At 61.6% G+C, this 21736-nt stretch carries 22 protein-coding genes; 2 read left to right on the forward strand and 20 right to left on the reverse strand.

Translation table 11 applies throughout. The annotated features are described in order from the left end of the window. Positions 1-7: 7 nt before the first annotated feature. From lepA to AB4Y32_RS14100, 16 genes are all read right to left on the reverse strand, one after another. Positions 8-1801 (reverse strand): translation elongation factor 4, encoded by a 1794-nt coding sequence (lepA, locus tag AB4Y32_RS14025; RefSeq protein WP_368721910.1) that lies wholly within the window; start codon positions 1799-1801, stop codon positions 8-10. A gap of 162 nt (positions 1802-1963) precedes the next feature. Continuing rightward, positions 1964-3664, reverse strand: a complete 1701-nt coding sequence (gene ltrA / locus AB4Y32_RS14030) for a group II intron reverse transcriptase/maturase (protein WP_368721911.1) — start codon at positions 3662-3664, stop codon at positions 1964-1966. A gap of 1103 nt (positions 3665-4767) precedes the next feature. Continuing rightward, positions 4768-5025 (reverse strand): glutaredoxin family protein, encoded by a 258-nt coding sequence (locus AB4Y32_RS14035; protein WP_268957868.1) that lies wholly within the window; start codon positions 5023-5025, stop codon positions 4768-4770. 6 nt (positions 5026-5031) lie between these two features. Continuing rightward, entirely contained in the window at positions 5032-6540 is a 1509-nt protein-coding gene (locus AB4Y32_RS14040) for a DegQ family serine endoprotease (RefSeq protein ID WP_368721912.1), read from the reverse strand. A 20-nt stretch (positions 6541-6560) separates the two neighbouring features. Beyond that, positions 6561-7601 (reverse strand): MucB/RseB C-terminal domain-containing protein, encoded by a 1041-nt coding sequence (locus AB4Y32_RS14045; RefSeq protein WP_368721913.1) that lies wholly within the window; start codon positions 7599-7601, stop codon positions 6561-6563. 4 nt (positions 7602-7605) lie between these two features. Further along, entirely contained in the window at positions 7606-8250 is a 645-nt protein-coding gene (locus AB4Y32_RS14050; protein WP_368721914.1) for a sigma-E factor negative regulatory protein, read from the reverse strand. A 99-nt stretch (positions 8251-8349) separates the two neighbouring features. Beyond that, a complete protein-coding gene (gene rpoE / locus AB4Y32_RS14055) occupies positions 8350-8949 on the reverse strand; it encodes an RNA polymerase sigma factor RpoE (RefSeq protein WP_012400242.1) in 600 nt (199 codons plus the stop codon). A gap of 130 nt (positions 8950-9079) precedes the next feature. After that, entirely contained in the window at positions 9080-9454 is a 375-nt protein-coding gene (locus tag AB4Y32_RS14060; RefSeq protein ID WP_368722124.1) for a hypothetical protein, read from the reverse strand. Positions 9455-9584: 130 nt separating this feature from the next. Next, positions 9585-10823, reverse strand: coding sequence for a beta-ketoacyl-ACP synthase II (fabF, locus tag AB4Y32_RS14065; RefSeq protein WP_368721915.1), 1239 nt, complete (start codon positions 10821-10823; stop codon positions 9585-9587). A gap of 351 nt (positions 10824-11174) precedes the next feature. Further along, positions 11175-11414, reverse strand: a complete 240-nt coding sequence (acpP, locus tag AB4Y32_RS14070; protein WP_004197638.1) for an acyl carrier protein — start codon at positions 11412-11414, stop codon at positions 11175-11177. 147 nt (positions 11415-11561) lie between these two features. Continuing rightward, positions 11562-12311, reverse strand: a complete 750-nt coding sequence (gene fabG, locus AB4Y32_RS14075) for a 3-oxoacyl-ACP reductase FabG (RefSeq protein WP_368722125.1) — start codon at positions 12309-12311, stop codon at positions 11562-11564. Between the two features lie 67 nt (positions 12312-12378). Further along, entirely contained in the window at positions 12379-13311 is a 933-nt protein-coding gene (gene fabD, locus AB4Y32_RS14080; RefSeq protein ID WP_368721916.1) for an ACP S-malonyltransferase, read from the reverse strand. 95 nt (positions 13312-13406) lie between these two features. Further along, positions 13407-14396, reverse strand: coding sequence for a beta-ketoacyl-ACP synthase III (locus tag AB4Y32_RS14085; RefSeq protein WP_368721917.1), 990 nt, complete (start codon positions 14394-14396; stop codon positions 13407-13409). Further along, positions 14396-15526, reverse strand: a complete 1131-nt coding sequence (gene plsX, locus AB4Y32_RS14090; protein ID WP_368721918.1) for a phosphate acyltransferase PlsX — start codon at positions 15524-15526, stop codon at positions 14396-14398. The genes AB4Y32_RS14085 and plsX overlap by 1 nt, the downstream gene beginning before the upstream one ends. A gap of 161 nt (positions 15527-15687) precedes the next feature. Further along, positions 15688-15867, reverse strand: coding sequence for a 50S ribosomal protein L32 (gene rpmF, locus AB4Y32_RS14095; RefSeq protein ID WP_219799365.1), 180 nt, complete (start codon positions 15865-15867; stop codon positions 15688-15690). A 114-nt stretch (positions 15868-15981) separates the two neighbouring features. Continuing rightward, positions 15982-16644: a YceD family protein gene (locus AB4Y32_RS14100; RefSeq protein ID WP_368721919.1), complete on the reverse strand. Its 663-nt coding sequence runs from the start codon at positions 16642-16644 to the stop codon at positions 15982-15984. A 246-nt stretch (positions 16645-16890) separates the two neighbouring features. Here AB4Y32_RS14100 and AB4Y32_RS14105 point away from each other — a divergent pair, with 246 nt between their 5' ends. Beyond that, complete coding sequence (locus tag AB4Y32_RS14105) at positions 16891-17508, forward strand: Maf-like protein (protein WP_368721920.1); 618 nt, start codon at positions 16891-16893, stop codon at positions 17506-17508. After that, positions 17505-18224 carry an SAM-dependent methyltransferase gene (locus AB4Y32_RS14110; RefSeq protein ID WP_368721921.1) on the forward strand — a complete coding sequence of 240 codons (720 nt, stop codon included), beginning with the start codon at positions 17505-17507 and terminating at the stop codon, positions 18222-18224. The genes AB4Y32_RS14105 and AB4Y32_RS14110 overlap by 4 nt, the downstream gene beginning before the upstream one ends. A 47-nt stretch (positions 18225-18271) precedes the next feature. Here the strand turns inward: AB4Y32_RS14110 and AB4Y32_RS14115 are convergent, their stop codons facing one another. From AB4Y32_RS14115 to AB4Y32_RS14130, 4 genes are read right to left on the reverse strand one after another with little or no spacing between them, the layout of a single operon-like run. Then, the gene (locus AB4Y32_RS14115) at positions 18272-19285 is read right to left on the reverse strand and encodes a S49 family peptidase (protein WP_368722126.1); all 1014 of its coding nucleotides are present in this window, start codon (positions 19283-19285) and stop codon (positions 18272-18274) included. 44 nt (positions 19286-19329) lie between these two features. Continuing rightward, positions 19330-19722, reverse strand: coding sequence for a Rieske (2Fe-2S) protein (locus AB4Y32_RS14120; protein ID WP_368721922.1), 393 nt, complete (start codon positions 19720-19722; stop codon positions 19330-19332). After that, positions 19719-20378, reverse strand: coding sequence for an HAD-IA family hydrolase (locus tag AB4Y32_RS14125; protein WP_368721923.1), 660 nt, complete (start codon positions 20376-20378; stop codon positions 19719-19721). Before AB4Y32_RS14125 ends, AB4Y32_RS14120 begins: the two co-directional genes overlap by 4 nt. Next, entirely contained in the window at positions 20371-21483 is a 1113-nt protein-coding gene (locus AB4Y32_RS14130; RefSeq protein ID WP_368721924.1) for an RluA family pseudouridine synthase, read from the reverse strand. Before AB4Y32_RS14130 ends, AB4Y32_RS14125 begins: the two co-directional genes overlap by 8 nt. Between the last annotated feature and the right edge of the window lie 253 nt (positions 21484-21736).

Below are 21736 nucleotides of genomic sequence, written 5' to 3' on the forward strand. Positions count from 1 at the left end.
CTTAGTCTTATTTGTCTTCGACGCGCAGAATTGCCAGGAAGGCCTCTTGCGGAATCTCGACGGAGCCGACCTGCTTCATCCGCTTCTTACCTTCCTTCTGTTTCTCCAACAGCTTCTTCTTACGCGTAATGTCGCCCCCATAACACTTGGCGAGAACGTTCTTACGCAGGGCCTTGATGTTCTCACGCGCAATGATATGCGCGCCGATCGCAGCCTGAATCGCGACGTCGTACATCTGGCGCGGAATGATCTCGCGCATCTTCGCCGCCACTTCTCGGCCGCGGTACTGGCTCTGCGAACGGTGGACGATCACCGACAGCGCATCGACCTTGTCGCCGTTGATCAGCATGTCGACCTTCACGACATCCGACGCCCGATACTCCTTGAACTCGTAGTCCATCGACGCATAACCGCGCGACACCGACTTCAGGCGATCGAAGAAGTCGAGCACGATTTCGCCCATCGGGATTTCGTACGTCAGCTGAACCTGGCGGCCGTGGTACTGCATATTGATCTGCAAGCCGCGCTTTTGCGTACACAGCGTGATCACCGAGCCGACGTAGTCTTGTGGCATGTACAGGTTCACGGTGACGATCGGCTCGCGCACCTCTTCGATCTTCGATGGGTCCGGCATCTTCGCCGGGTTCTCGACCATCAAGATCGTGCCGTCGCGCTGCACGACTTCGTACACGACGGTCGGCGCGGTGGTGATCAGGTCCATGTCGAACTCGCGTTCGAGACGTTCCTGGACGATCTCCATATGCAGCAGACCGAGGAAGCCGCAGCGGAAGCCGAAGCCGAGTGCCTGAGACACTTCCGGTTCGTACATCAGCGATGCGTCGTTGAGCTTCAGCTTTTCCAGCGACTCTCGCAGCGCATCGTACTGGTTCGCTTCGACAGGATAGAGGCCGGCGAACACCTGCGGCTTCACTTCCTTGAAGCCAGGCAGCGGCTCCGGCGCGGCATTCTTGACCGTCGTGACGGTATCGCCGACCTTCGCCGCCGTCAGTTCCTTGATGCCCGCGATGATGAAGCCCACCTGCCCCGCCGACAGCGCTTCGAGATTCTTCGACTTCGGCGTGAACACGCCGACGTGCTCGACGGGATATTCGGCGCCCGTCGCCATCAGGCGGATGCGGTCCTTCGGGCGCAGCGTGCCGTTGACGAGACGCACCAGCATCACGACGCCGACATAGTTGTCGAACCACGAATCGATGATGAGCGCCTGCAGCGGTTCGTCCGCGTTGCCCTTGGGCGGCGGCACCTTCGCGATCAGCGCTTCGAGCACGTCCTCGACGCCCATGCCCGTCTTCGCGCTGCAAGGCGTGGCGTCGGTGGCGTCGATGCCGATCACGTCCTCGATTTCGGCGATCGCGTTTTCCGGATTCGCAGCAGGCAGATCGATCTTGTTGAGCACGGGCACCACTTCGACGCCCAGTTCGATTGCCGTGTAGCAGTTCGCGACCGTCTGCGCCTCGACGCCCTGGCTCGCATCGACGACCAGCAGCGCGCCTTCGCACGCGGACAGCGATCGGCTGACTTCGTACGAGAAGTCGACGTGCCCCGGCGTGTCGATCATGTTGAGGTTGTACAGCTTGCCGTCGCGCGCGCGGTACGTCAGCGCGGCCGTCTGGGCCTTGATGGTGATGCCGCGCTCGCGCTCGAGATCCATCGAGTCGAGAACCTGCGCTTCCATTTCGCGGTCCGACAGACCGCCGCAAATCTGGATGATGCGATCGGCGAGCGTCGACTTGCCATGGTCGATGTGCGCAATAATCGAAAAGTTACGAATATGATCCATTCAGTGCCGATCAAGCGAAAAAGGCGCGCTCGGACGATTGCGGAGCACGCCTTGTAAGTAGGTGAGTAGGGTAGCCCCCCTTCCTTGCGGAAGAGGAGCCCCCTAAGAACCGTACGTGCGAGTTTCCTCGCATACGGCTCAAGCCCACGAGCAAAGTTCCATCTAAGATGGAACCGGCTTAGTCACGACAAGTTGTCCAGCGTGCACTTGCTGATGGCAGTGCGGGTGAAGCAATACCCGATTGGAGAGACGATCTGACCCGCCGTGCATTCGATACACCAAGTGGTGATCGTGCCAGCCAGTCTCGTCAGTCAGGGCCGAACCACAGTGTGCACAGAGCCCATTCTGTGAGAAATACAACGTCGCCCATTGCTTCCGGTAGCGTAGTGATTTCCACATGCGCGTCCGTCGCAACTCCTCTCCATACTGCTCCCACTTGGGATCAAAAGGATTGAATTCCCCTTGGATCCTGTCGTGGTACTCAATGGCTGTACCGCTAAGTTGGTACAGTTCAAGCAAACCCGGACTGCCGTCAGTCCGAGCGACGGGAGCAGCGAACACCCAATGTCGATTCCCGATAGTGTGGAAGTACCGCTTTCTCACCCATTCGCTTCTCTTCAGTGGATGCCGCCTCTTCGACCACCGCCAGAGCCGCCGAAAAATCAGCGACTCCATACGGCTGTACGCCTGCTTGGCTGATACGTGATGATGGTACTGAGCCCATCCTCGTAGCATCGGATTCAGCAGATTGATCAAATCGCCCTGCTTCATCATCTTGTGACCGCTGACAGTATCCGCCACCTTGCGGTAGAACGCTTGCGCGTTTTTCTTGCTCGGCGTGGTCAGGAGCTTTCCAGAGTACTTCCGGAAATTCCAGCCAAGGAAATCGAAGCCGTCATCGATGTGTGTGATGCGCGTTTTGGCCTCAGACAGTTGCAAGCCTCGAACAGCAAGGAACGCTTCCACCCAAGGTCGGACCACGTCAGCCAGCACCTCTTTCGAGACGCCAGTGATCACGAAATCATCCGCGTATCGCACCACATTCACTTTCAGCTTTCTGGCCTTACCGATTCCGAATGTCGCACGCAGGTGCGCAATCAGTTCACGTTCGAGCCCGTTCAGCGTCACGTTAGCCAGCGTCGGGGAGATGATTCCTCCCTGCGGCGTACCGGCCTCAGTCGCCTGTAGCTGACCCTTGTAAATCAGGCCAGCCTTCAACCACTTCCGGAGAATCTCCCTGTCCATGGGGACATGGTTCTCCAGCCAGTCGTGGTTGATGTGGTCAAAGCAGCCTTTGATATCGGCTTCCAGTACCCATCGGGACGAATCCTTCCGGGATGTGCAAGCGCGTACCTGACCCATAGCATCGGCCGTCGATCGGTTTATCCTGAACCCATAAGAGTTCGGGTCGCTCGTCGATTCCGACACCGGCTCCAACGCCAGCAGATACAGAGCCTGCATCGCCCTGTCCCGCATGGTCGGGATGCCCAGCGGGCGCTCCTTTCCATTGGCTTTGGGGATAAAGACTCTCCGTAATGGCAGAGGCTTGTATCCGCGCCGCTTCAACCTGCCGATGGCTTCCCACCGGCTCTCAGGCGAATCCCACAGCTCGCGATCGACTCCAGCCGTTCGCGCACCCTGGTTCTGCGTAACACGTCGTACCGCATACAGCTTTGCGGACAACGTGCGGGTTAGCATCCGTTGGAGGGCTTTCACCCTGCGCCAGTCACCTTCCCGCGTCGCCTTCGCAATTCGAATCTGCATCCCTCTCACGTTCCGTTCAACCCGACGCCAATCTACGGCGTACCAGTTATCCGGCGCGTGGGAAAGCGCAGACCCGGTCTTTCGACCAGATACTTTCATGCTGCTCTCCTACTTGGAAAAGTCCCCAGGTAGAAGGCGCATCTACCCCAGCGGGGCAGACACACCCCGCTGGGGAACAACAAACAAACTCAATGCAGGCGCATGCACCTGCATCTAACCAAGTTACAGAGGGTAGTCAGCCGTCATGCGACGGTAGACCAGACGGAAGTCTGCCCGCTTATCGCGTGGGGTAATGTCCCAACCCCTATCCGGACCATTACAGCCCGGCATTCGCTTTCTCCGTCCTCCCATACCTGCACAATCAACAGCGTCCCTTGCGGTTCGCCTGCCAGCCAAACAACAGCTGGCAACCATACAGGCTTACCACGTTCCCGGCGTGTCACACGACTGAGTTAGGTTCTACCTTTCCCCCGGCGATCCGATGACGACGTAACCCGAAGTTCCAGCGAGTTATCCGACCGCATACCGTTTTGGTCAGAGCCTGTCAGCAGATTTGGCTCATCAATAGTAACGAGGTTTATCAGCAGTTCACTTACATTAACCTTGTCAGCCAGCCTAGCTCCTCAACCCCGTCTCTGCTCGGAGTCTCCAAGTCGTGCCTTCACAGGCACGTTTGCCCACAACATCTGGGGGATACATTGTCAGAAGAGCTTCACACCCCATCGTTGCCAATGACGCATGTCTTCCTAGGCTACTGCTGGTCGTACAGCAGGTTCACTTCCCCAACCTGAGGCTGTTGCGGATGAACAATGACACTCCGAGCTTTTCGCTCGTATCGGTTTGCGAACCCCTGGCCGTTGAAAGCGCAGGGGAGTTGCATACATCATCCCCCCAGGTCGGCGGAGATGAAGCCGCTGACTGGGCGGGCCCTGACGGTAATCAGGGTAATACACTGCGTTCTAACGGCTTAGATACACCGCCTTCCGCTTCACATTAAATGGCCCCCGAGGAGGCTAAAGTACTATCTACTACGGTCGATGCTCGTAACGTGAGCGAACGGACACGAGCGTGCGTGTCGCACAAAACTTGTCTATTTTAGCCGAAAAGGGTGTCGACGGGCGCGTCTTGCGGGCGGCGGGAGTCATTCCGTGCTCTCTGGCCGGCTGTCGCGGCCTTATCTGCTGCGGCTCGCGGCGACCCATTCAGCATGCCGGCGTAGCGCGATGACCAGCTAGCGCCGCGCGCACCCGCGCTTCGTCGAGATGGTAGTGACACAACTCGACGCCCTCATGAACCAGCACGGGCACCCAGTCGTTGTAACGCGCTTCCAGCGACGGATCGGCGTCGATGTCGATCACTTCGACATGCGCACCGAACTCCGCCAGCAACGGCTCGAGCGCCGCGCGCATGTCGTCGCAGAGGTGGCACCACGCGCGTCCGTAAAGCGTCAGCGATGCCACGGTCGATTACTTCGCCGCGCGCGGGCGGATCGGCACGAACTGCGTGTTGTCGCCACGGCGAACCAGTAGCGCGACCATCTTCGACGAATCGAGATGCGAGGTCACTTCTTCGAACTGCTTCGCGCTCGTGATGTCCGTATCGCCGATGCGCAGGATCAGATCGCCACGCTGCAACCCGACGCGCGCAGCCGGACCGTCGACGGCGTCGACCTGCACGCCGTTGCGCAGCTTGAGCGACTTCAACTGGTCGGCGGGAATGTCGCTGACGGCGACGCCCAGCGCATTCGACGCGCGCGGCTTCGGCGCAGGCGGCTTCTTCTGCTCGGCCTTCGCGGTCTTGTCCGGCTGCATTTCGGCGACCGTCACGGGCACCTCGCGCGTCTGGCCCTTGCGCCAGACCGTGATCGTCGCCTTCGTCCCCGGCTTCGTATCGCCGACCATGCGCGGCAGGTCCGTCGCCGTGTCGACGTTATGGCCGTTGAACTTCAGGATGATGTCGCCCGGCTGCACGCCTGCCTTGTCGGCGGGACCACCCGGCTCGACGCTGCTGACGAGCGCGCCCTGCGCCTTCGGCAGGCCAAGCGAATCGGCCACGTCCTTCGTCACTTCGCCGATCGCGACGGCGATACGGCCGCGCACGACCTTGCCTGAAGCCTTCAGCTGATCGGCCACGCGCATCGCTTCGTCGATCGGGATCGCGAACGAAATACCCATGAAGCCGCCCGTGCGGCTGTAGATCTGCGAGTTGATGCCGATCACTTCGCCTTGCATGTTGATCAGCGGACCGCCCGAATTGCCCGGGTTCACGGCCACGTCCGTCTGGATGAACGGCAGATAGTCACCCGTGTCGCGGCCCTTCGCGCTGACGATGCCCGCCGTCACCGTGTTTTCGAGGCCGAACGGCGAGCCGATCGCGACGACCCACTCGCCGACGCGCACCTTGTTCGAATCGCCGATCGGCACCGTCGGCAGATTCGCCGCGTTGATCTTCACGACGGCCACGTCCGTGCGATCGTCGACGCCGATGAGCTTCGCCTTGAATTCGCGCTTGTCGGTGAGCGTGACGTAGATCGTGTCGGCGTCGTCGATCACGTGGGCATTCGTCATCACGTAGCCATCCTGCGACAGGATGAAGCCCGAGCCGACACCGCTGTTCTGCTCGGTGTCGCCACCGCCATCCGGCGACTGGTCCTGATCGTTGTTGCCACCTCGCGGAGAATTCGGCGAATTCGGCGTGCCCGGTGATTGCGGCGAGTTAGGCATCGGAATGCCGAAGAAGCGCCGGAAGAACTCCGACATATCGCCGTCGTCCATGCCGGGCGGCAAGCCGCGCGCCGAACTGGTGACCTTCGCCGTCGTGCGGATGTTGACGACGGCGGGCCCGACCTTGTCGACCAGATCGGTGAAATCGGGCAGATTGGCAGCAGGCGCCGCTGATGCCGTGTGCGGCATCAACGGCAGACAAGCCACCAGCACTGCGGCCGCGAAGAATTTGCGCACCGAAAGAGTCGTCATGTCGTAGCGAACCGAAGGATTTACCGGGAAGGCTTGTATTCTATGGCAGCCGCAAATTGCTGCAACGTGGCCTGAGGCACTTCCCCAAGCAATGTGATCCAGAAATCGCCGCGCCGCTTGACCAGCACGTGCGTTGCGCCGCTGTTTCCCGCCCCTTCCTTGCGTGTGCTTTTTTCGACCGGCTCGACAAAGATCGACAATGCCGCGAGGCCATCCGAGAACACCATCTGATCGACGGGAATAGGCGGATTGGACGGATCGGCCGCCGCCATCGGCCGGCGCAGCTCGCGTATCTTGTGGAAGCCCGCGACGGGCGGCGCGACCTGCCAGCCCTGCGCTTCCATATCGACGGGCTCGACGGGCGGCCGCACGACGGTCCAGCCGGCCGTGTTCTTGATGCCGTTCGCGATGGGTCCCTTGTCGGCGGGAACGCCGACGCGGATCTGCGAAAACGACATCTGTTCGAGCACCTGGCCACTCGGATCGAGCGTCTGCGCGCGCAGCAGCAAGCCTGTCTTCGTATCGGCCCACAACTTGTAGGCGAAGCGGTTGGCATCCTTCGGATCGAGCTCGATCACCTGGCTGTCGATACCGGCGACGCGGTCCGTGCCCAGCATCTTCGGGTCATAGACGGTCAGTACCTGATCGCCGCTTGCCGACAGGAGTGCCGGGAACGAATCCTTGTTCTGCCGCTTTTCGACGACGCACAGATGACGCTCAGGCACGAACGTGTACAACTCGTCGTTATGACGCAGCATCTTGCGAGGCTTGCCATCGAGGCTTTCGAGCGCTTCGAATTCGCCGTCGTTGCGCGTCGTGTAGTGCGAAATACGCGAGGACTGGACGAAATTGCCGCGCTGATAGACGAATGCGCCTTCGTAGTTCTGCTGCTGGGCGGCCTGGTGGATCCGGTTCAGCAGTTCCGCCGCGCTGTGCCGGGCGGCGGAATCGTCAGTTTGCGCAAAGGCGTGCGACGTTGCAGACAACATCACGGCCGCGCAGAAGAGGAATGCCGGCAGCCGCCCCCAGATAGTCGTTTTTTTCAACCGCAGACTCTGCATCAGACTATTGGCCCTGCGTCGTCAGGGAGGCCGCGCGGAGCAACGGCATCGAGCCCGACACGACAGGCTGCTGGCCGAACTGCTGATGCGCTTCCAGATATTGATCGAGGTTCGCGTCACGAATGATGTTGCCGTCCTGGGCATTGGCCTGCGCCGTGGTCGCGGCCGGCATCGAGGCCATCGCCACGCGCTGCATCGAGTCCGAATGCGGTGCGACCGACGCGACCTGCGTGACGCCCGAGCCCGCCGTGTTCATGCCCTGCAGTTGCGGCATCACGATCCACGTGAGCGTGGCGGCAGCCGCGGCGACGGCAAAAGCCGGAATCACGCGCCGGCGCAACGACAACAGGCGGCGCGCGACCGGGATCGAAGCAGGCGCCAGCACATGGGCCTCGCTTTCGAAACGGGCTGCGAAGCCGCTCATGAACGCGCTACTTGCGGCCGGACTGATAGCCAGATCGTCGGAACGCAGCGCGTCGCCGATCAGGTGATAGCACGACCATGTCGCACGGCCTTCATGGTCCAGTGCGGCAAGAATTGTGTTCGGATGCTCGCTGTCGACCAGTTCCCCGTCGACAAAAGCAGACAGACGCTCGCGATGCGAGCTTGCTTGCGCATTTGTTTGCATTGGCATCGAAACCGACCCCATGATGCTCCCCATCTTTACAGACGCCCCGTAGTGACACCACTTAACCCAGATACTGCGCCGCTGTCCGCGAGGCCGGCTAGCCGCTGTGTCCCACAGACGTTACCAGCGCTTGCCCTCGGGTGTGTCAAGCAACGGACGCAATTTTGCCGCAATGGCTTCGCGAGCGCGGAAAATTCTCGACCTGACGGTGCCGATCGGGCACCCCATCATTTCAGCGATTTCCTCGTAGCTCAGACCTTCAATTTCACGAAGAGTAATGGCGGTGCGCAGTTCTTCCGGTAAAACCGCCATCGCAGCATTGACCGTCTCTGCGATCTGTTTGCTCATCAACATCGACTCGGGCGTGTTGATATCCCTTAGTTGGTCAGCATCGGAGAAAGTTTCAGCCTCTTCAGCGTCCGCTTCGGTCGAAGTGGGCGCGCGCCGGCCCTGGGTCGCAAGGTAATTCTTGGCCGTATTGACGGCAATCCGGTACAACCACGTATAGAACGCGGACTCGCCGCGGAATTGGGGCAGCGCCCGGTATGCCTTGATGAAGGCATCCTGGGCCACGTCCTCGACCTCGGCGGGATCCCGCACGAGGCGCGAGATCAGCCGGATGATCTTGCGGTGGTACTTCGAGACCAGAAGCTCGAACGCGGCCTTGTCGCCGTTCTGGACGCGTTCAACCAGCACCTGATCTATTTCTTTTTCGCTCACCTGATAAATCCGTTAACTTTTGCGCGTGTGGTGGGGCACCATTGTAGCTTCCCCTTCAAGATGGCAAGTTACACGCGTAACAGCGGTTACAGTCTTTACAGTCAAGGCGCGGGGCCGCACTGACGGTCTCTCAGACGTGCGCGCTGCGCCTCGCGAACACGGCAAGCTCGCGAAAAAGGTCGGGCTCGAGCATGTCGGCTGCGATCAGGACCCGGTGTAATCTGCTGCCCTCGCCTTCCAGTGACAGCATCAGAAGACAGTCGCTCCATTGACTGCATCCAACGATACGGCCCTGAGCGAGCAATATTCCCGTTCGGATCCAGACTGATATCCCATCCGGCCCGATTTTAAATGCGTGCGGCTCGTTGCGCGCATGACGGACGGTTGCGAGCGCAAGAATGGCGAAAACAGCTGCACCCGTCAGCGCAGCCCGGAAGATGCCGAAACGGGGTGCGACGCTCGCCCAGACGGCGGCGACGGCCACGACGATGAACAGCGCCGTCACCAGATACAACGCGGCGGACCTTCGCAGCGCGATGCGCTGCGAAGGTCCGCCGTTCAGGGCGAGACGGGGAGCGTCCGCCGCGGAAGCATTTGCCGGACGGCCCGGCGGCGACGGTGAAGCCGTCAAACGCTCAGGCGCGCTTGAAAACCAGTGTGCCGTTCGTGCCGCCGAACCCAAACGAGTTCTTCAGCGCGACGTCGATCTTCATCTCCCGCGCCGTGTTCGCGCAGTAGTCGAGATCGCATTCCGGGTCCTGGTTGAAGATGTTGATGGTCGGCGGCGAAACCTGATGATGCACGGCCAGCACCGTGAACACCGATTCCAGACCGCCGGCGCCGCCCAGCAGGTGCCCCGTCATCGACTTCGTCGAGTTCACGACGATGCTCTTCGCGTGACCGCCGAATGCGCGCTTGATGCCCGTGGTTTCCGCGAGGTCGCCCAGCGGCGTCGACGTGCCATGCGCGTTCAGGTAGTTCACCGAATCGGGGTTCACGCCGGCGTTCTTCATCGCCGCGATCATGCAGCGGCGCGCGCCGTCGCCGTCTTCCAGCGGTGCCGTCATGTGGTACGCGTCGCCGCTCATGCCGTAGCCGCTGACTTCCGCGTAGATCTTCGCGCCGCGTGCCTTTGCGTGCTCGTATTCCTCGAGCACCATGACGCCCGCGCCTTCGCCGAGCACGAAGCCGTCGCGGTCCTTGTCCCACGGACGGCTCGCCGTCGCCGGATCGTCGTTACGCTGCGAAAGCGCGCGCGCGGCCGCAAAGCCGCCGATGCCGAGCGGCGAAACCGTGGATTCCGCGCCGCCCGCGATCATCACGTCGGCATCACCGTATTCGATCAGGCGCGATGCCTCGCCGATGCAGTGCAGACCCGTCGTGCAAGCCGTCACCATCGCCAGGTTCGGGCCCTTCAGGCCGTATTTGATCGACAGATGGCCCGAGATCATGTTGATGATCGACGCGGGCACGAAGAACGGCGAAATGCGGCGCGGGCCGCGATTCAGCAGTTCCGTCTGCGTGACTTCGATCATCGGCAGGCCGCCGATGCCCGAGCCGACCACCACGCCGACGCGCTCCGAATTCGCTTCGGTGATCTCGAGGCCGCTGTCCTGCATTGCCTGGATACCGGCCGCCACGCCGTAATGGATGAACGTGTCCATGTGGCGCGCTTCCTTGCCGGGAATGTAGTCCTCGACATTGAAGCCCTTCACTTCGCCGGCGAAGCGGGTGGAGAAGTTCGACGCGTCGAACTTCGTGATGTTGGCGATGCCGGACTTGCCTGCGACCAGATTGGCCCAGCCGTCGGCAACATTATTGCCAACAGGCGAAATAAGCCCCAGGCCTGTAACAACAACACGACGACGGCTCACGGTAACCCCTTTTCCATAGATGACAAAACAAAAGCCACAGTACCCACAGGAAAGCGTCCTGTGAACCCTGTGGCTGTTAACCTGACGAACGCTGACCTGCGCGCTGACGAATACGCTAACCGATACAGTGGTGCGAACACCAGAAACTGCATCAGTAAGCGCAATGACGAAAGAGCCGATAGCCGCTGCATCGGCCAGTGCACCTCGAACGGCGCCGTCAGGATCGCGCGCATGCGCATGGATGTCGGCGCCTGCCCTGCTTGCGCCGCCCCGCGGCACGACAGGGTGTCCGCGACAGCGGGCGCTGCGACGTTCGCAGCAGCCGAGGCAACCAGGCGGGCGCGAATGGCCTTAGGCCTTGACGTTAGCGCGAGCGTAGTCGATCGCCTGCTGAACCGTCGTGATCTTCTCGGCTTCTTCATCCGGAATTTCCATACCGAATTCGTCTTCGAGAGCCATCACCAGTTCAACTGTGTCAAGCGAGTCAGCGCCGAGGTCGTTCACGAACGATGCTTCGTTCTTGATTTCCGCTTCGGCAACGCCGAGTTGCTCTGCAACGATCTTCTTGACGCGCTGTTCGATATTGTCCATTACCCCTCCAAGGGAAAAAGTTCATAAATACAGGTGCGCGCATTTTATCAGGTTTGCATCTGTAAAAAAGCGACGCACACGGTTGCTGTAAAGCCGTCCTATTGGCGCTTTGAATTGCATCAAGGCGCGGATAGTAACCGAATTTGATTACGACATATACATGCCACCGTTCACGTGCAACGTCGTGCCGGTGATATAGCCGGCCTGCGGCGATGCAAGGAACGTCACAGCGTGTGCGATGTCTTCCGGGCTGCCGAGACGGCCGAGCGGAATCTGCGCCTTCAGCGCTGTCTGCTGCTCTTCGGGAAGCATCTTCGTCATGTCCGTATCGATGAAACCTGGTGCGACGCAGTTAACGGTAATGCCGCGGCTGCCGATTTCACGTGCAAGCGCACGCGTCATGCCCGCGACGCCCGCTTTCGCGGCCGCGTAGTTCGCCTGCCCGGGATTGCCCGCCGAGCCGACCACCGACGTGATGTTGATGATCCGGCCGCCACGCGCCTTCATCATCGGACGCAAGACCGCGCGCGACAAACGGAACACAGACTTGAGGTTCGTGTCGATCACGGCGTCCCAGTCTTCGTCCTTCATGCGCATTGCGAGCTGGTCTTGCGTGATGCCCGCGTTGTTCACCAGCACGTTGAGCGCGCCGAACTCCTTCACAGTGCCGTCGATCAACGCTTCCGCCGCTGCGGCATCGTTCACGTTCAGCACGGCGCCGCGGCCGTTCAGACCTTCGGACTTGAACGCTTCCGTGATCGCATTCGCGCCGCTTTCGCTCGTTGCCGTGCCGATCACCGTCGCGCCCTGACGCGCGAGTTCGATGGCGATTGCGCGGCCGATGCCACGCGAAGCGCCCGTCACGATCGCGATCTGTTTATCGAGAGTCTTTTCCATCATTGAATTCCGCAGTGCCCTGCAAATGCAGGGCTATTTGATTCGTTGCCGCCTCGCAAGGAGACGTTCAGGCCGTGACGAGCTTCAGCACTTCGTCGAGCGTTGCAGGATCGATGATCGACGCGCCGGCAAGATTGCCGTCGATACGCTTGGTCAGGCCCGCCAGCACCTTGCCTGGACCGCATTCGACCACGTGCGTGACACCCTGGCTCGCCATCGACCGCACGCATTCGACCCAACGCACGGGGCCCGCCGCCTGACGAACCAGCGCATCCTTGATGCCAGCAGGCTCGTTGACGACGGCTACATCGACGTTGTTCACAACGGGGAGCGACGGCACCTGCACTTCGACGCTCGCCAGATATTCGCGGAGCTGATCCGATGCGGGCTTGAGCAGCGACGAATGGAACGGCGCGGACACGGGCAGCGGCAACGCGCGCTTCGCGCCCTTTGCCTTAGCGACCTCGCATGCTTGTTCGACGGCAGCCTTGTGGCCGGCGATCACGACCTGTGCAGGCGCATTGAAGTTGACCGCTTCGACGACGCCCGCCGTCGACGCTTCCTTGCACACTCCGCGCACCGTGTCGTCATCGAGGCCGAGAATCGCGGCCATGCCGCCCTGACCGACGGGCACCGCGTTCTGCATCGCCTGCGCGCGAAAGCGCACGAGCGGCACGGCGTCGCGGAATTTCAGCGCGCCGGCGGCGACGAGCGCCGTGTATTCGCCGAGACTGTGGCCGGCGACGATCACGGGCGCCGGACCGCCTGCCGTCTGCCACGCACGAAAGATCGCGTAGGCAGCCGTCAGCATTACGGGTTGGGTATTGGTCGTCAGGTTCAGGTCTTCAGCCGGGCCTTCGGCGATCAGCTTGCCGAGGTCCTGGTTGAGTGCGTCGGAGGCTTCCTGGAGGGTTTCGCGCACGATTGCGTGATCGGCGAATGCATTGAGCATGCCGACCGACTGCGAGCCCTGTCCCGGAAAAACGAACGCAAATTTCATATCGTCCCCAATTCGATGAATTCAGTTTGTGCGTGGCGCGCGCAGGCCCGCGCAGCCGCTCTCGGCGGCGCACAGGCACGATCGCCCGGTCGTCGTCAGAAGCGGAAGACCGAAGCGCCCCACGTAAAGCCGCCGCCCACGCCTTCGATCAGCACGTTGTGGCCGCGCTGGATGCGTCCGTCGCGAACCGCAACGTCGAGCGCGAGCGGAATCGACGCGGCCGACGTGTTGCCGTGTTCGTGCACGGTGACGATCATCCGCTCCTGCGGCAGGCTGAGCTTGCGGCACGTGCTCTGCATGATGCGGATATTGGCCTGGTGCGGAATCAGCCAGTCGATCTGCTCGGGCTTGAGATCGGCCTTCTGCAGCGCTTCGATAGCGACCTTTTCGAGCACGTTGACAGCGAGCTTGAACACCGCCTGGCCGTCCATGTGCAGGAACGCGCTGCCTTGGACGATGCCGCCGTGGACATTGCCCGGCGTGCAGAGAATGTCCGAGTAGCTGCCATCCGCATGCAGCGCGCTTGCCAGCACGCCCGGCTGGTCCGATGCCTGCAGCACAACGGCACCCGCGCCATCGCCGAACAGCACGCACGTCGTGCGGTCGTTGAAGTCGAGGATGCGCGAGAACGTTTCGGCGCCGACCACCAGCGCAGTACGATGTTGCCCGCTTCGGATGAAGCTGTCAGCCGTCGCAACGGCATAGGCAAAACCTGAGCACACGGCCTGCACGTCGAACGCAGCACCGTTATTCTTGATGCCCAGCTTGTTCTGTAGCAGACAGGCCGTGCTCGGGAATACGAAGTCCGGCGTCGACGTGGCGACGATGATGAGATCGATCGATTGCGGATCGACGTCGGCTGCTTCGATCGCGCGTTGCGATGCGATCAGCGAGAGTTCGCTCGTCGTGACATCGGGATCGGCAAAGTGGCGCGCGTGGATGCCCGTGCGGGCCACGATCCATTCGTCGCTCGTCTCGATGCCATGCTTCGCGAGACGGTCAGCCAGATCCTGATTGGAAACGCGGTTGGGCGGCAGATAGCTGCCCGTGCCCAGCACGCGGGAGTAGATAGTGGATTGAGCCATTATGCCTTCGAGGATAGTGCGCTGTAGGGCTCGGCCGGTTGGCCAGAAATCGGACCCGCGATCGGGCTCGCCATCTGGCTCGCGGAACCCGCGCTGCCCGCTTCGCGCGTCGCCTGTTCGAGTGAACCCGCGTTCTCCTCCATCGCGCGGGCGAGACGTTCCAGAACGCCATTTTTGACGGCATCATACCCGCGTTTGATTGCCCACTCAAACGCGTAGGCGTCGGCCGAACCGTGGCTCTTGATCACGAGCCCGCGCAGGCCGAGGAGCGCCGCGCCGTTGTATTGCCGGTGATCGACGCGTTTCTTGAAACGCAGCAGCACGGGCAGCGCAAGCAATGCCATCACCTTGGTCATCCATGAACGGCCGAATTCTTCCTTGATGATGTCGGAGAGCATCTGCGCAAGGCCTTCGGACGTCTTCAGCGCAACGTTACCGACGAAGCCATCGCAGACGATCACGTCGACGGTGCCTTTGTAGATATCGTTGCCTTCCACGTTGCCGCGGAAGTTCAGCGTGCTGGTGCGCAGAAGCTCGCCTGCGCGCTTGATGGCGTCGTTGCCCTTGATGACCTCTTCGCCGATATTCAGGAGCCCGATGCTCGGGCGCTCCTTGCCTTCGACGGCCGACACCAGCGCATGCCCCATCTCGGCGAACTGCAGCAGATGCTGCGGCTCACAGTCGACGTTCGCGCCGAGGTCGAGCATGGTCGTGTAGCCGGTGGGATTGGGCAGCGCGAACGCAATCGCCGGACGTTCGATGCCCGTGAGCGTTTTAAGAACATAACGGGAAACGGCCATCAGCGCGCCGGTATTGCCGGCGGAGATACAGGCCTGCGCCTCGTCTTCCTTGACGCGATTGAGTGCAACACGCATCGACGAGTCTTTCTTCTTACGAAGCGCGACTTCAACCGGATCGTCCATTGCGACGATCTCGGAAGCGGGTACGACCGTGAGTGCCGGATCGTCTGCCGCCTTCAGCTTTTTCAGTTGTGCTCGAATCGCGCTTTCGATGCCGACGAGCATCAGATGCGCATCGGGATGCGAGCGAACGAAGTTGACGGCAGCGGGCACAGTCACGGACGGCCCGTGGTCGCCTCCCATGCAATCTATCGTGAGCTTTACAGTCATGGAATGCGACGAATTTCAGGCACAAAAAAGCGGCAGTTGAATGCCGCCTTTTCGATGAACCGGGAAAATGTCAAGCGAGCCGATCGCCACGCGAAACGCCAACGCGTTGAACCCCGCATGGGATACCCCAACTGAGCCCAACTGAGCGCAATACCGGGCGATTAGTCGTTTTTCGTCTTGACGACTTTCTTGCCGCGGTAGTAGCCGTTCGGGCTGATGTGGTGACGCAGATGCACTTCACCCGTGCTCGGCTCGACAGCCAGCGGCGCTGTGTTGAGGAAATCGTGCGAGCGATGCATACCGCGCTTCGACGGCGACTTCTTGTTTTGTTGAACTGCCATGATAACTCCTGAAAATTTTCCGAATTCTAACACAGCCCGATACGGCAACCGCCATAGGCCACATGGCTGAAACCATCGCGCCCGGCGCGCTCTATCGCGCTCCCATGCAACTGTTCAGTGCTTCTTGCCGCCGGTTCCGCCCGACTTCAGGCCTTCGAGCACGGCGAAAGGATTGGGCCGCTTGGGTTCTTCCCCCTCGCCGGCTTGGCCCTTGTCGGCATCTTCGCCTTCTGCCTTCGCGGCCTCTTCGCCCTCTAGCCCGCTAGCACCCGAGGCGAGGCTCTCGTGCACTTCGGGACAGACGTCATGCTTCGGCACGAGCGGCAACGAAAGCAGCAATTCCTCTTCGATCAAGTCGACAAGATCGAACTGGCGTGACCCAACGATCACATCGACTTCATCCTCGTCCAGAGGAAACTCTTCAGCTTCCTCTTCGGTTTTGACGATCCGGTAAGTCGCATCGACGTTGAACGCCTGCTCGTACGGAGACAGGCAACGCTGACATTCGAGCCATGCGACGCCGTGAATCGCGAGCCTCAGATACGGCTGCGGACCCTCGGTGCCGTCGTCCTGCAATTCCGGCTGCATCGCCCCTTCGGCTTGCCAGGTGAACGCGGTATCGCGATCTGGCGCTTCCTCCGGGACTTCGTTTAACATGCGCGGCAGTTGCGAGACGCGCACGGTACCCGCGGCATGACGTCCACTGCGGGCAAATTCGAACAGGTCGAGTTCGCGCGGGTCGACGAGACCAGCAGGTTTGCCAGGATGTTGAGTCATGTGCGCTCCTGCGTCGGCAAGGATTTCAGCCGGGTAAATCGCAATGCCTTGTTTTCTGTCGCCACCGACCTCACCGGCCTTCTTGAGTCCGCGTAGCGCGCCATACGACAAAGCATACCGATGAAAAGCCCAAAATCATATCCGTTTTGTCTTTTCGAGTCAAACACTTAAGACCGGCCATGCGAAGGCGTTTGCGCCCGCCTTTTTGCATTCGGTTTCACCTTCAGATCGAGGTCCCATTTCAGCATGCCGGATTTCCCCAAACGCCCGCCCCGCCTGATTCTGGCGTCGAGTTCGCCATATCGCCGCGAACTGCTCGAGCGACTGCGCATTCCGTTCGATATCGTCGTGCCCGCCATCGACGAAACGCCGCACGCAGACGAATCGCCGGAAGCGACGGCGCTGCGTCTCGCGCAAGCCAAGGCGCACGCGGTCGCCAACGGACTCTCCACCGGCGAGCCGGCGCTCGTCATCGGCTCCGACCAGGTCGCGACCTATGACGGACATCAGATCGGCAAACCCGGCACGCACGAGAGAGCGCTCGCGCAACTGCAAGCCATGCGCGGCCGCGAAGTGCTGTTTCATAGCGCGCTGTGCCTGTTCGACAGCCGCTCGGCCACAACGCAAAGCGCCGACGTGATCACGCGCGTACGCTTTCGCGACCTGCCGGATGCCGCGCTCGACGCATATTTGCGCGCCGAAAAGCCCTACGATTGCGCCGGCAGCGCAAAAGCCGAAGGCCTCGGCATCGCGCTCCTCGAAGCCATCGAATCCGACGATCCGACCGCGCTGATCGGCCTGCCGCTAATCGCGCTCACGCGGATGTTGCTCGCCGCAGGCTATCCGCTGCTGGAGGCACAATGAGCGGCGTGCTCTACCTGGTTCCGAACACGCTCGGCGACGGCGACGCCGCCGCGCTCGACGCAGTCCTGCCCGCGCCCGTTCGGGCCCGCGCCGCAGCGCTGCACTATTACATCGGCGAAAACGCGAAAACGACGCGTGCATTCCTGAAAAAAGTCGGAACGGATCGGCCGATCCAGGAAATCGAGATCCGCGAACTGAATGTCAACACGCCAGCCGGCGAGATCGACAAACTGCTCGCCCCCGTCCTGGCGGGAACGGACGCCGGGTTGGTGTCAGAAGCGGGTTGCCCGGCCGTCGCCGATCCGGGCGCGCTGCTCGTGCGGCGCGCGCATGAGCGCGGCGTCAAGGTCGTGCCGTTCGTGGGGCCGAGTTCCATCCTGCTGGCGCTGATGGCGTCGGGACTGAACGGCCAGAGCTTTGCGTTTCACGGCTATCTGCCCGTCGATGCCAACGAGCGCGTAAAACGCCTGCGCGACCTGGAGCAACAATCGCGCAAAGCCAGGCAGACGCAGATTTTCATCGAAACGCCCTATCGAAACCGCACACTACTCGATGCGCTGATCGCGACGTGCGCGCCGTCGACGCTAGTCTGTGTCGCCGTCGATCTGACACTGGAAAGCGAAACAATCGTGAGCCGGACTGTCGCGGACTGGAAGAAGAAGCCCGCGCCTGATCTGCATAAGCGCCCGGCGATCTTTCTGATTCTAGCAACCTGATGCCAGGAAAATGTGGCCAGCTTCCTGGCCACCGCAATGCAGACGCCTTATCTGAGGTTCAACTTTCCGATCGTCGCCATTGCACGCACGGCGCCGCTGCCGACCGCAGCGCCGAACTTCTTCGCCACGCGATCCGTAATGCTTTCCTTCACCGTGTAATCCACGACGTCCGGGGCCTTGATGATTTCTCGCGCGACGAAATCGGTGTCGCCGAAGCCGTCCGCGAGGCCTAGTTCGACGCCTTTCTCGCCCGTCCAGAAGAGGCCAGAGAAGATATCGGGGCTGTCTTTCAGCCGGCTGCCGCGACCCTGCTTCACTGCGTCGATGAACTGCTCGTGGATCTGATCGAGCATCGCCTGCGCATGTTCGTCCATCTTCGGCGTATCGGGCGAGAACGGATCGAAAAAGCCCTTGTTCTCGCCGGATGTGCGCATCCTGCGCTGGATGCCCAGCTTGTCCATCAGCCCGGTAAAGCCAAAGCCGTCCATCAGCACGCCAATCGAGCCCACGATGCTCGCCTTGTCGACGTAGATCTTGTCGGCGGCGGCCGCAGCGTAGTAACCACCCGACGCACACATGTCGCCGACGACCACATAGAGCGGAATAGACGGATATTTAGCACGCAGTCGACGAATATCGCGGTAGATAATGCCCGCTTGCACAGGGCTGCCGCCCGGACTGTTGCAACGCAGGACGATGCCTGCCGTGCCCGCGTCATCGAAGGCGCTTTCCAGCGCCGTATCGATGTCTTCCGCGTTCGCGTTTGTGTCTGCCGCGATTTCGCCGTCGAGCGTGATGAGCGCGGTATGCCGACCGGTGGTCGCGACCTTCTCACCGCTGAAATCGAAAATCGCCAACACGATGAGCACCAGCACGCCGAGGAACATAAACCTGAAGAAGATGCGCCAGCGACGGGCCGCGCGCTGCTCCTTGATTGCGGCAAGCGCAACCCGCTCGAGCGCGCCGCGCTCCCAGTTCAGCTCGTCGGCGGCTGCGCCGCGACGGGATTCGCGGCTCGATGCGGCCGGTTCCTGAGGATCGGGAGTGAGATTATCGGACATGCGTCGCCGCCAGATAGAACGGGTTTGGAAAGAATGCTGGGAAATCAGGCAGATGCGGGAAGCAGATCGCCGTCCGGGAGCCAGAACACCGCGCGGCCTTCGGGCGTGTCGCGTTCGTCGACCTGCACCGGGCGAAGCCTGCCGCCACGGCACGGACCGCCGACGCATTTGCCCGTTTCCGGCGCGTAAATTGCGCCATGCGTAGCGCACATCAAGTATAAACCGGACGATTCGAAGAACTGCCCCTCGCTCCAGTCCATCTCCATCGGCACGTGCGCGCAACGGTTCAAGTAGCCATATGCCACGCCGTCATAGCGGATGAAGAAGACGACGGCGTCGCCGCCCGCGTACGTCGCGTTGTGGCGGACGCCGATGCCGCCGTCGACAAGCTCCTCGGACGCGCAAATGCGCACGGGTTCCAGCGCGGCGTCCCTCATGCATGCTCCCGCAGCCAGCCCGACAGCGAAGCGACGCTGTCCGCGACGTACTTCGGCTCCAGCGCCGCCAGCGAATCGGCGGGATGCGCGCCATACGTGACGCCGATGCCCGAAACACCCGCATTGATGGCCATCTGCAGGTCGTGCGTGGTATCGCCGATCATGACCGTGCGCACCGGGTCCTGCCCCAGTTCGCGCGTCAGCTCGTGCAGCATGGCGGGATGGGGTTTCGAGAACGTCTCGTCTGCGCAGCGCGTGCCGTCGAAAAGGCTCGTGAGCCGCACCTGGTCCAGCGCCCGATTCAGCCCGACGCGGCTCTTGCCCGTCGCGATCGCGAGCAGATAGCCCTGATCGCGCAAATCGGCCAGCATTTCGCGTACGCCCGCAAACAGCTCCGTCGTCTGATCCTTCACCAGATAGTGGAAGCGGTAGCGCTCGGCGAGCCGCGGATAGTCGGACGGATCGAGCGTCGGCGCAGCGATCTGCAGCGCGTCGCGCAAGCCGAGGCCGATCACGAAGCTCGCGGCTTCGTCGGCGGGCACGGGCAGGCCGAGATCGCGGCACGCGGCCTGGATGCTGCGGGTGATGTGGACGGTCGAATCCATCAACGTGCCGTCCCAATCGAAGACGATCAGATCAAATTGCTGCCTAGCCATGCGTTCCCGTCTCGTTTCGTGGTTGTCCGCGCTGCGCCGCGTCTCGCGCGTCGTCGTGCGCTTCGTGCTGTTTCGATTGGCCGCGGCTCTCGCGCTGTTGCGCGCCCAGTTCGGCGAGCTGCTCGACGAAGCGCCGGCAGTCGGCCGGCAAAGGCGCTTCGAATTGCAGTGTCTCGCCCGAGGCCGGGTGCGTCAGCTTCAGCCGGTACGCGTGCAGGAACATGCGTTTCAGTCCAGGTTGAGCGTTGGCGCGCGCGAGCGCCTTGTTCAGCGCGAAATCGCCGTATTTTGCGTCGCCGACGATCGGCAGCCCCAGATGCGCCAGATGCACGCGAATCTGATGAGTCCGCCCCGTTTTCAGCTCGGCCTCCAGCAACGCGTAGCCGGGCCAACGGTCGACGAGGTTGAAAATGGTGTGCGATGGCAAACCGTCCGGCTGCACGCGCACGCGCCGCTCGCCATCGGGCAGCAGATATTTGTGCAGCGGCTCCTTCACCGCCCGCCGGCGGCCCCAGTCGCTCGCCCATTCGCCGTGCACGCACGCGTAGTAGCGCTTGTCCATCCGGTTTTCGCGGATCTGCTCATGCAGATTGACGAGCGCCGCGCGTTTTTTCGCCAGCATCAGCACGCCCGACGTTTCGCGATCCAGCCGATGCACCAGTTCCAGAAACTTCGCCTGCGGGCGCGCGGCGCGCAACTGCTCGATCACGCCGAACGCGACGCCGCTGCCGCCGTGCACCGCGACGCCGGCCGGCTTGTCGATGACGAGCAGGTGATCGTCCTCATACAGGATGTCGAAATGCGCGGACGGCACAGGCGCGTTCACGGCCGGCTCGTCGGCCCGCGCGACGCGCACGGGCGGCACGCGCACCAGATCGCCATGAGCGAGCCGGTACTGCGCATCGACCCGACCCTTGTTCACCCGCACTTCGCCGCTGCGCAGGATTCGATAAATATGGCTTTTCGGCACGCCTTTACAGACGCGCAACAAGAAGTTGTCGATACGCTGGCCAGCCGCGCTGTCGTCGATTTCGATCATCGACACCTGATCGCTTGCGACCGCGCTCGCGACCGATTTCTGGGATGTTTTGCCTAACTCTTTCATTCTGAATATAATTTGCCCAGCAGTCTGCGGCGGCCGACTATATAGGATCGGCGCATTAAACCGAATCGCGGGTGGATTGTGCAGGTGCAAGCGTATAAAACGCTATTTTACTTGTGCCGGGGGCTGGTTGCTCGCCCTGAAAATGAGATGCAACAAGTTGCACGCACGGATCACGACACGGCAGGGACGGCGCCCACAGGCACGTTCGGTCACTGTCGGCTCCGTCGGTAACGGAATTTTGGTCAAAAAGAAT

The organism is Paraburkholderia phymatum, from assembly GCF_040965635.1.
Lineage (GTDB): Bacteria > Pseudomonadota > Gammaproteobacteria > Burkholderiales > Burkholderiaceae > Paraburkholderia > Paraburkholderia phymatum_B.

What these genes read in the sequence shown, in the direction of transcription:
- fabD (WP_368721916.1), bottom strand. Translation starts at nt 13,311, where the DNA reads ATGAAATTTGCGTTCGTTTTTCCGGGACAGGGCTCGCAGTCGGTCGGC.
- fabG (WP_368722125.1), bottom strand. Translation starts at nt 12,311, where the DNA reads ATGGAAAAGACTCTCGATAAACAGATCGCGATCGTGACGGGCGCTTCG.
- AB4Y32_RS14050 (WP_368721914.1), bottom strand. Translation starts at nt 8,250, where the DNA reads ATGGGGTCGGTTTCGATGCCAATGCAAACAAATGCGCAAGCAAGCTCG.
- acpP (WP_004197638.1), bottom strand. Translation starts at nt 11,414, where the DNA reads ATGGACAATATCGAACAGCGCGTCAAGAAGATCGTTGCAGAGCAACTC.
- ltrA (WP_368721911.1), bottom strand. Translation starts at nt 3,664, where the DNA reads ATGAAAGTATCTGGTCGAAAGACCGGGTCTGCGCTTTCCCACGCGCCG.
- rpmF (WP_219799365.1), bottom strand. Translation starts at nt 15,867, where the DNA reads ATGGCAGTTCAACAAAACAAGAAGTCGCCGTCGAAGCGCGGTATGCAT.
- AB4Y32_RS14125 (WP_368721923.1), bottom strand. Translation starts at nt 20,378, where the DNA reads ATGGCTAGGCAGCAATTTGATCTGATCGTCTTCGATTGGGACGGCACG.
- AB4Y32_RS14045 (WP_368721913.1), bottom strand. Translation starts at nt 7,601, where the DNA reads ATGCAGAGTCTGCGGTTGAAAAAAACGACTATCTGGGGGCGGCTGCCG.
- AB4Y32_RS14115 (WP_368722126.1), bottom strand. Translation starts at nt 19,285, where the DNA reads ATGTCCGATAATCTCACTCCCGATCCTCAGGAACCGGCCGCATCGAGC.
- AB4Y32_RS14100 (WP_368721919.1), bottom strand. Translation starts at nt 16,644, where the DNA reads ATGACTCAACATCCTGGCAAACCTGCTGGTCTCGTCGACCCGCGCGAA.
- lepA (WP_368721910.1), bottom strand. Translation starts at nt 1,801, where the DNA reads ATGGATCATATTCGTAACTTTTCGATTATTGCGCACATCGACCATGGC.
- AB4Y32_RS14105 (WP_368721920.1), top strand. Translation starts at nt 16,891, where the DNA reads ATGCCGGATTTCCCCAAACGCCCGCCCCGCCTGATTCTGGCGTCGAGT.
- AB4Y32_RS14120 (WP_368721922.1), bottom strand. Translation starts at nt 19,722, where the DNA reads ATGAGGGACGCCGCGCTGGAACCCGTGCGCATTTGCGCGTCCGAGGAG.
- AB4Y32_RS14040 (WP_368721912.1), bottom strand. Translation starts at nt 6,540, where the DNA reads ATGACGACTCTTTCGGTGCGCAAATTCTTCGCGGCCGCAGTGCTGGTG.
- plsX (WP_368721918.1), bottom strand. Translation starts at nt 15,526, where the DNA reads ATGACTGTAAAGCTCACGATAGATTGCATGGGAGGCGACCACGGGCCG.
- AB4Y32_RS14085 (WP_368721917.1), bottom strand. Translation starts at nt 14,396, where the DNA reads ATGGCTCAATCCACTATCTACTCCCGCGTGCTGGGCACGGGCAGCTAT.
- AB4Y32_RS14130 (WP_368721924.1), bottom strand. Translation starts at nt 21,483, where the DNA reads ATGAAAGAGTTAGGCAAAACATCCCAGAAATCGGTCGCGAGCGCGGTC.
- AB4Y32_RS14110 (WP_368721921.1), top strand. Translation starts at nt 17,505, where the DNA reads ATGAGCGGCGTGCTCTACCTGGTTCCGAACACGCTCGGCGACGGCGAC.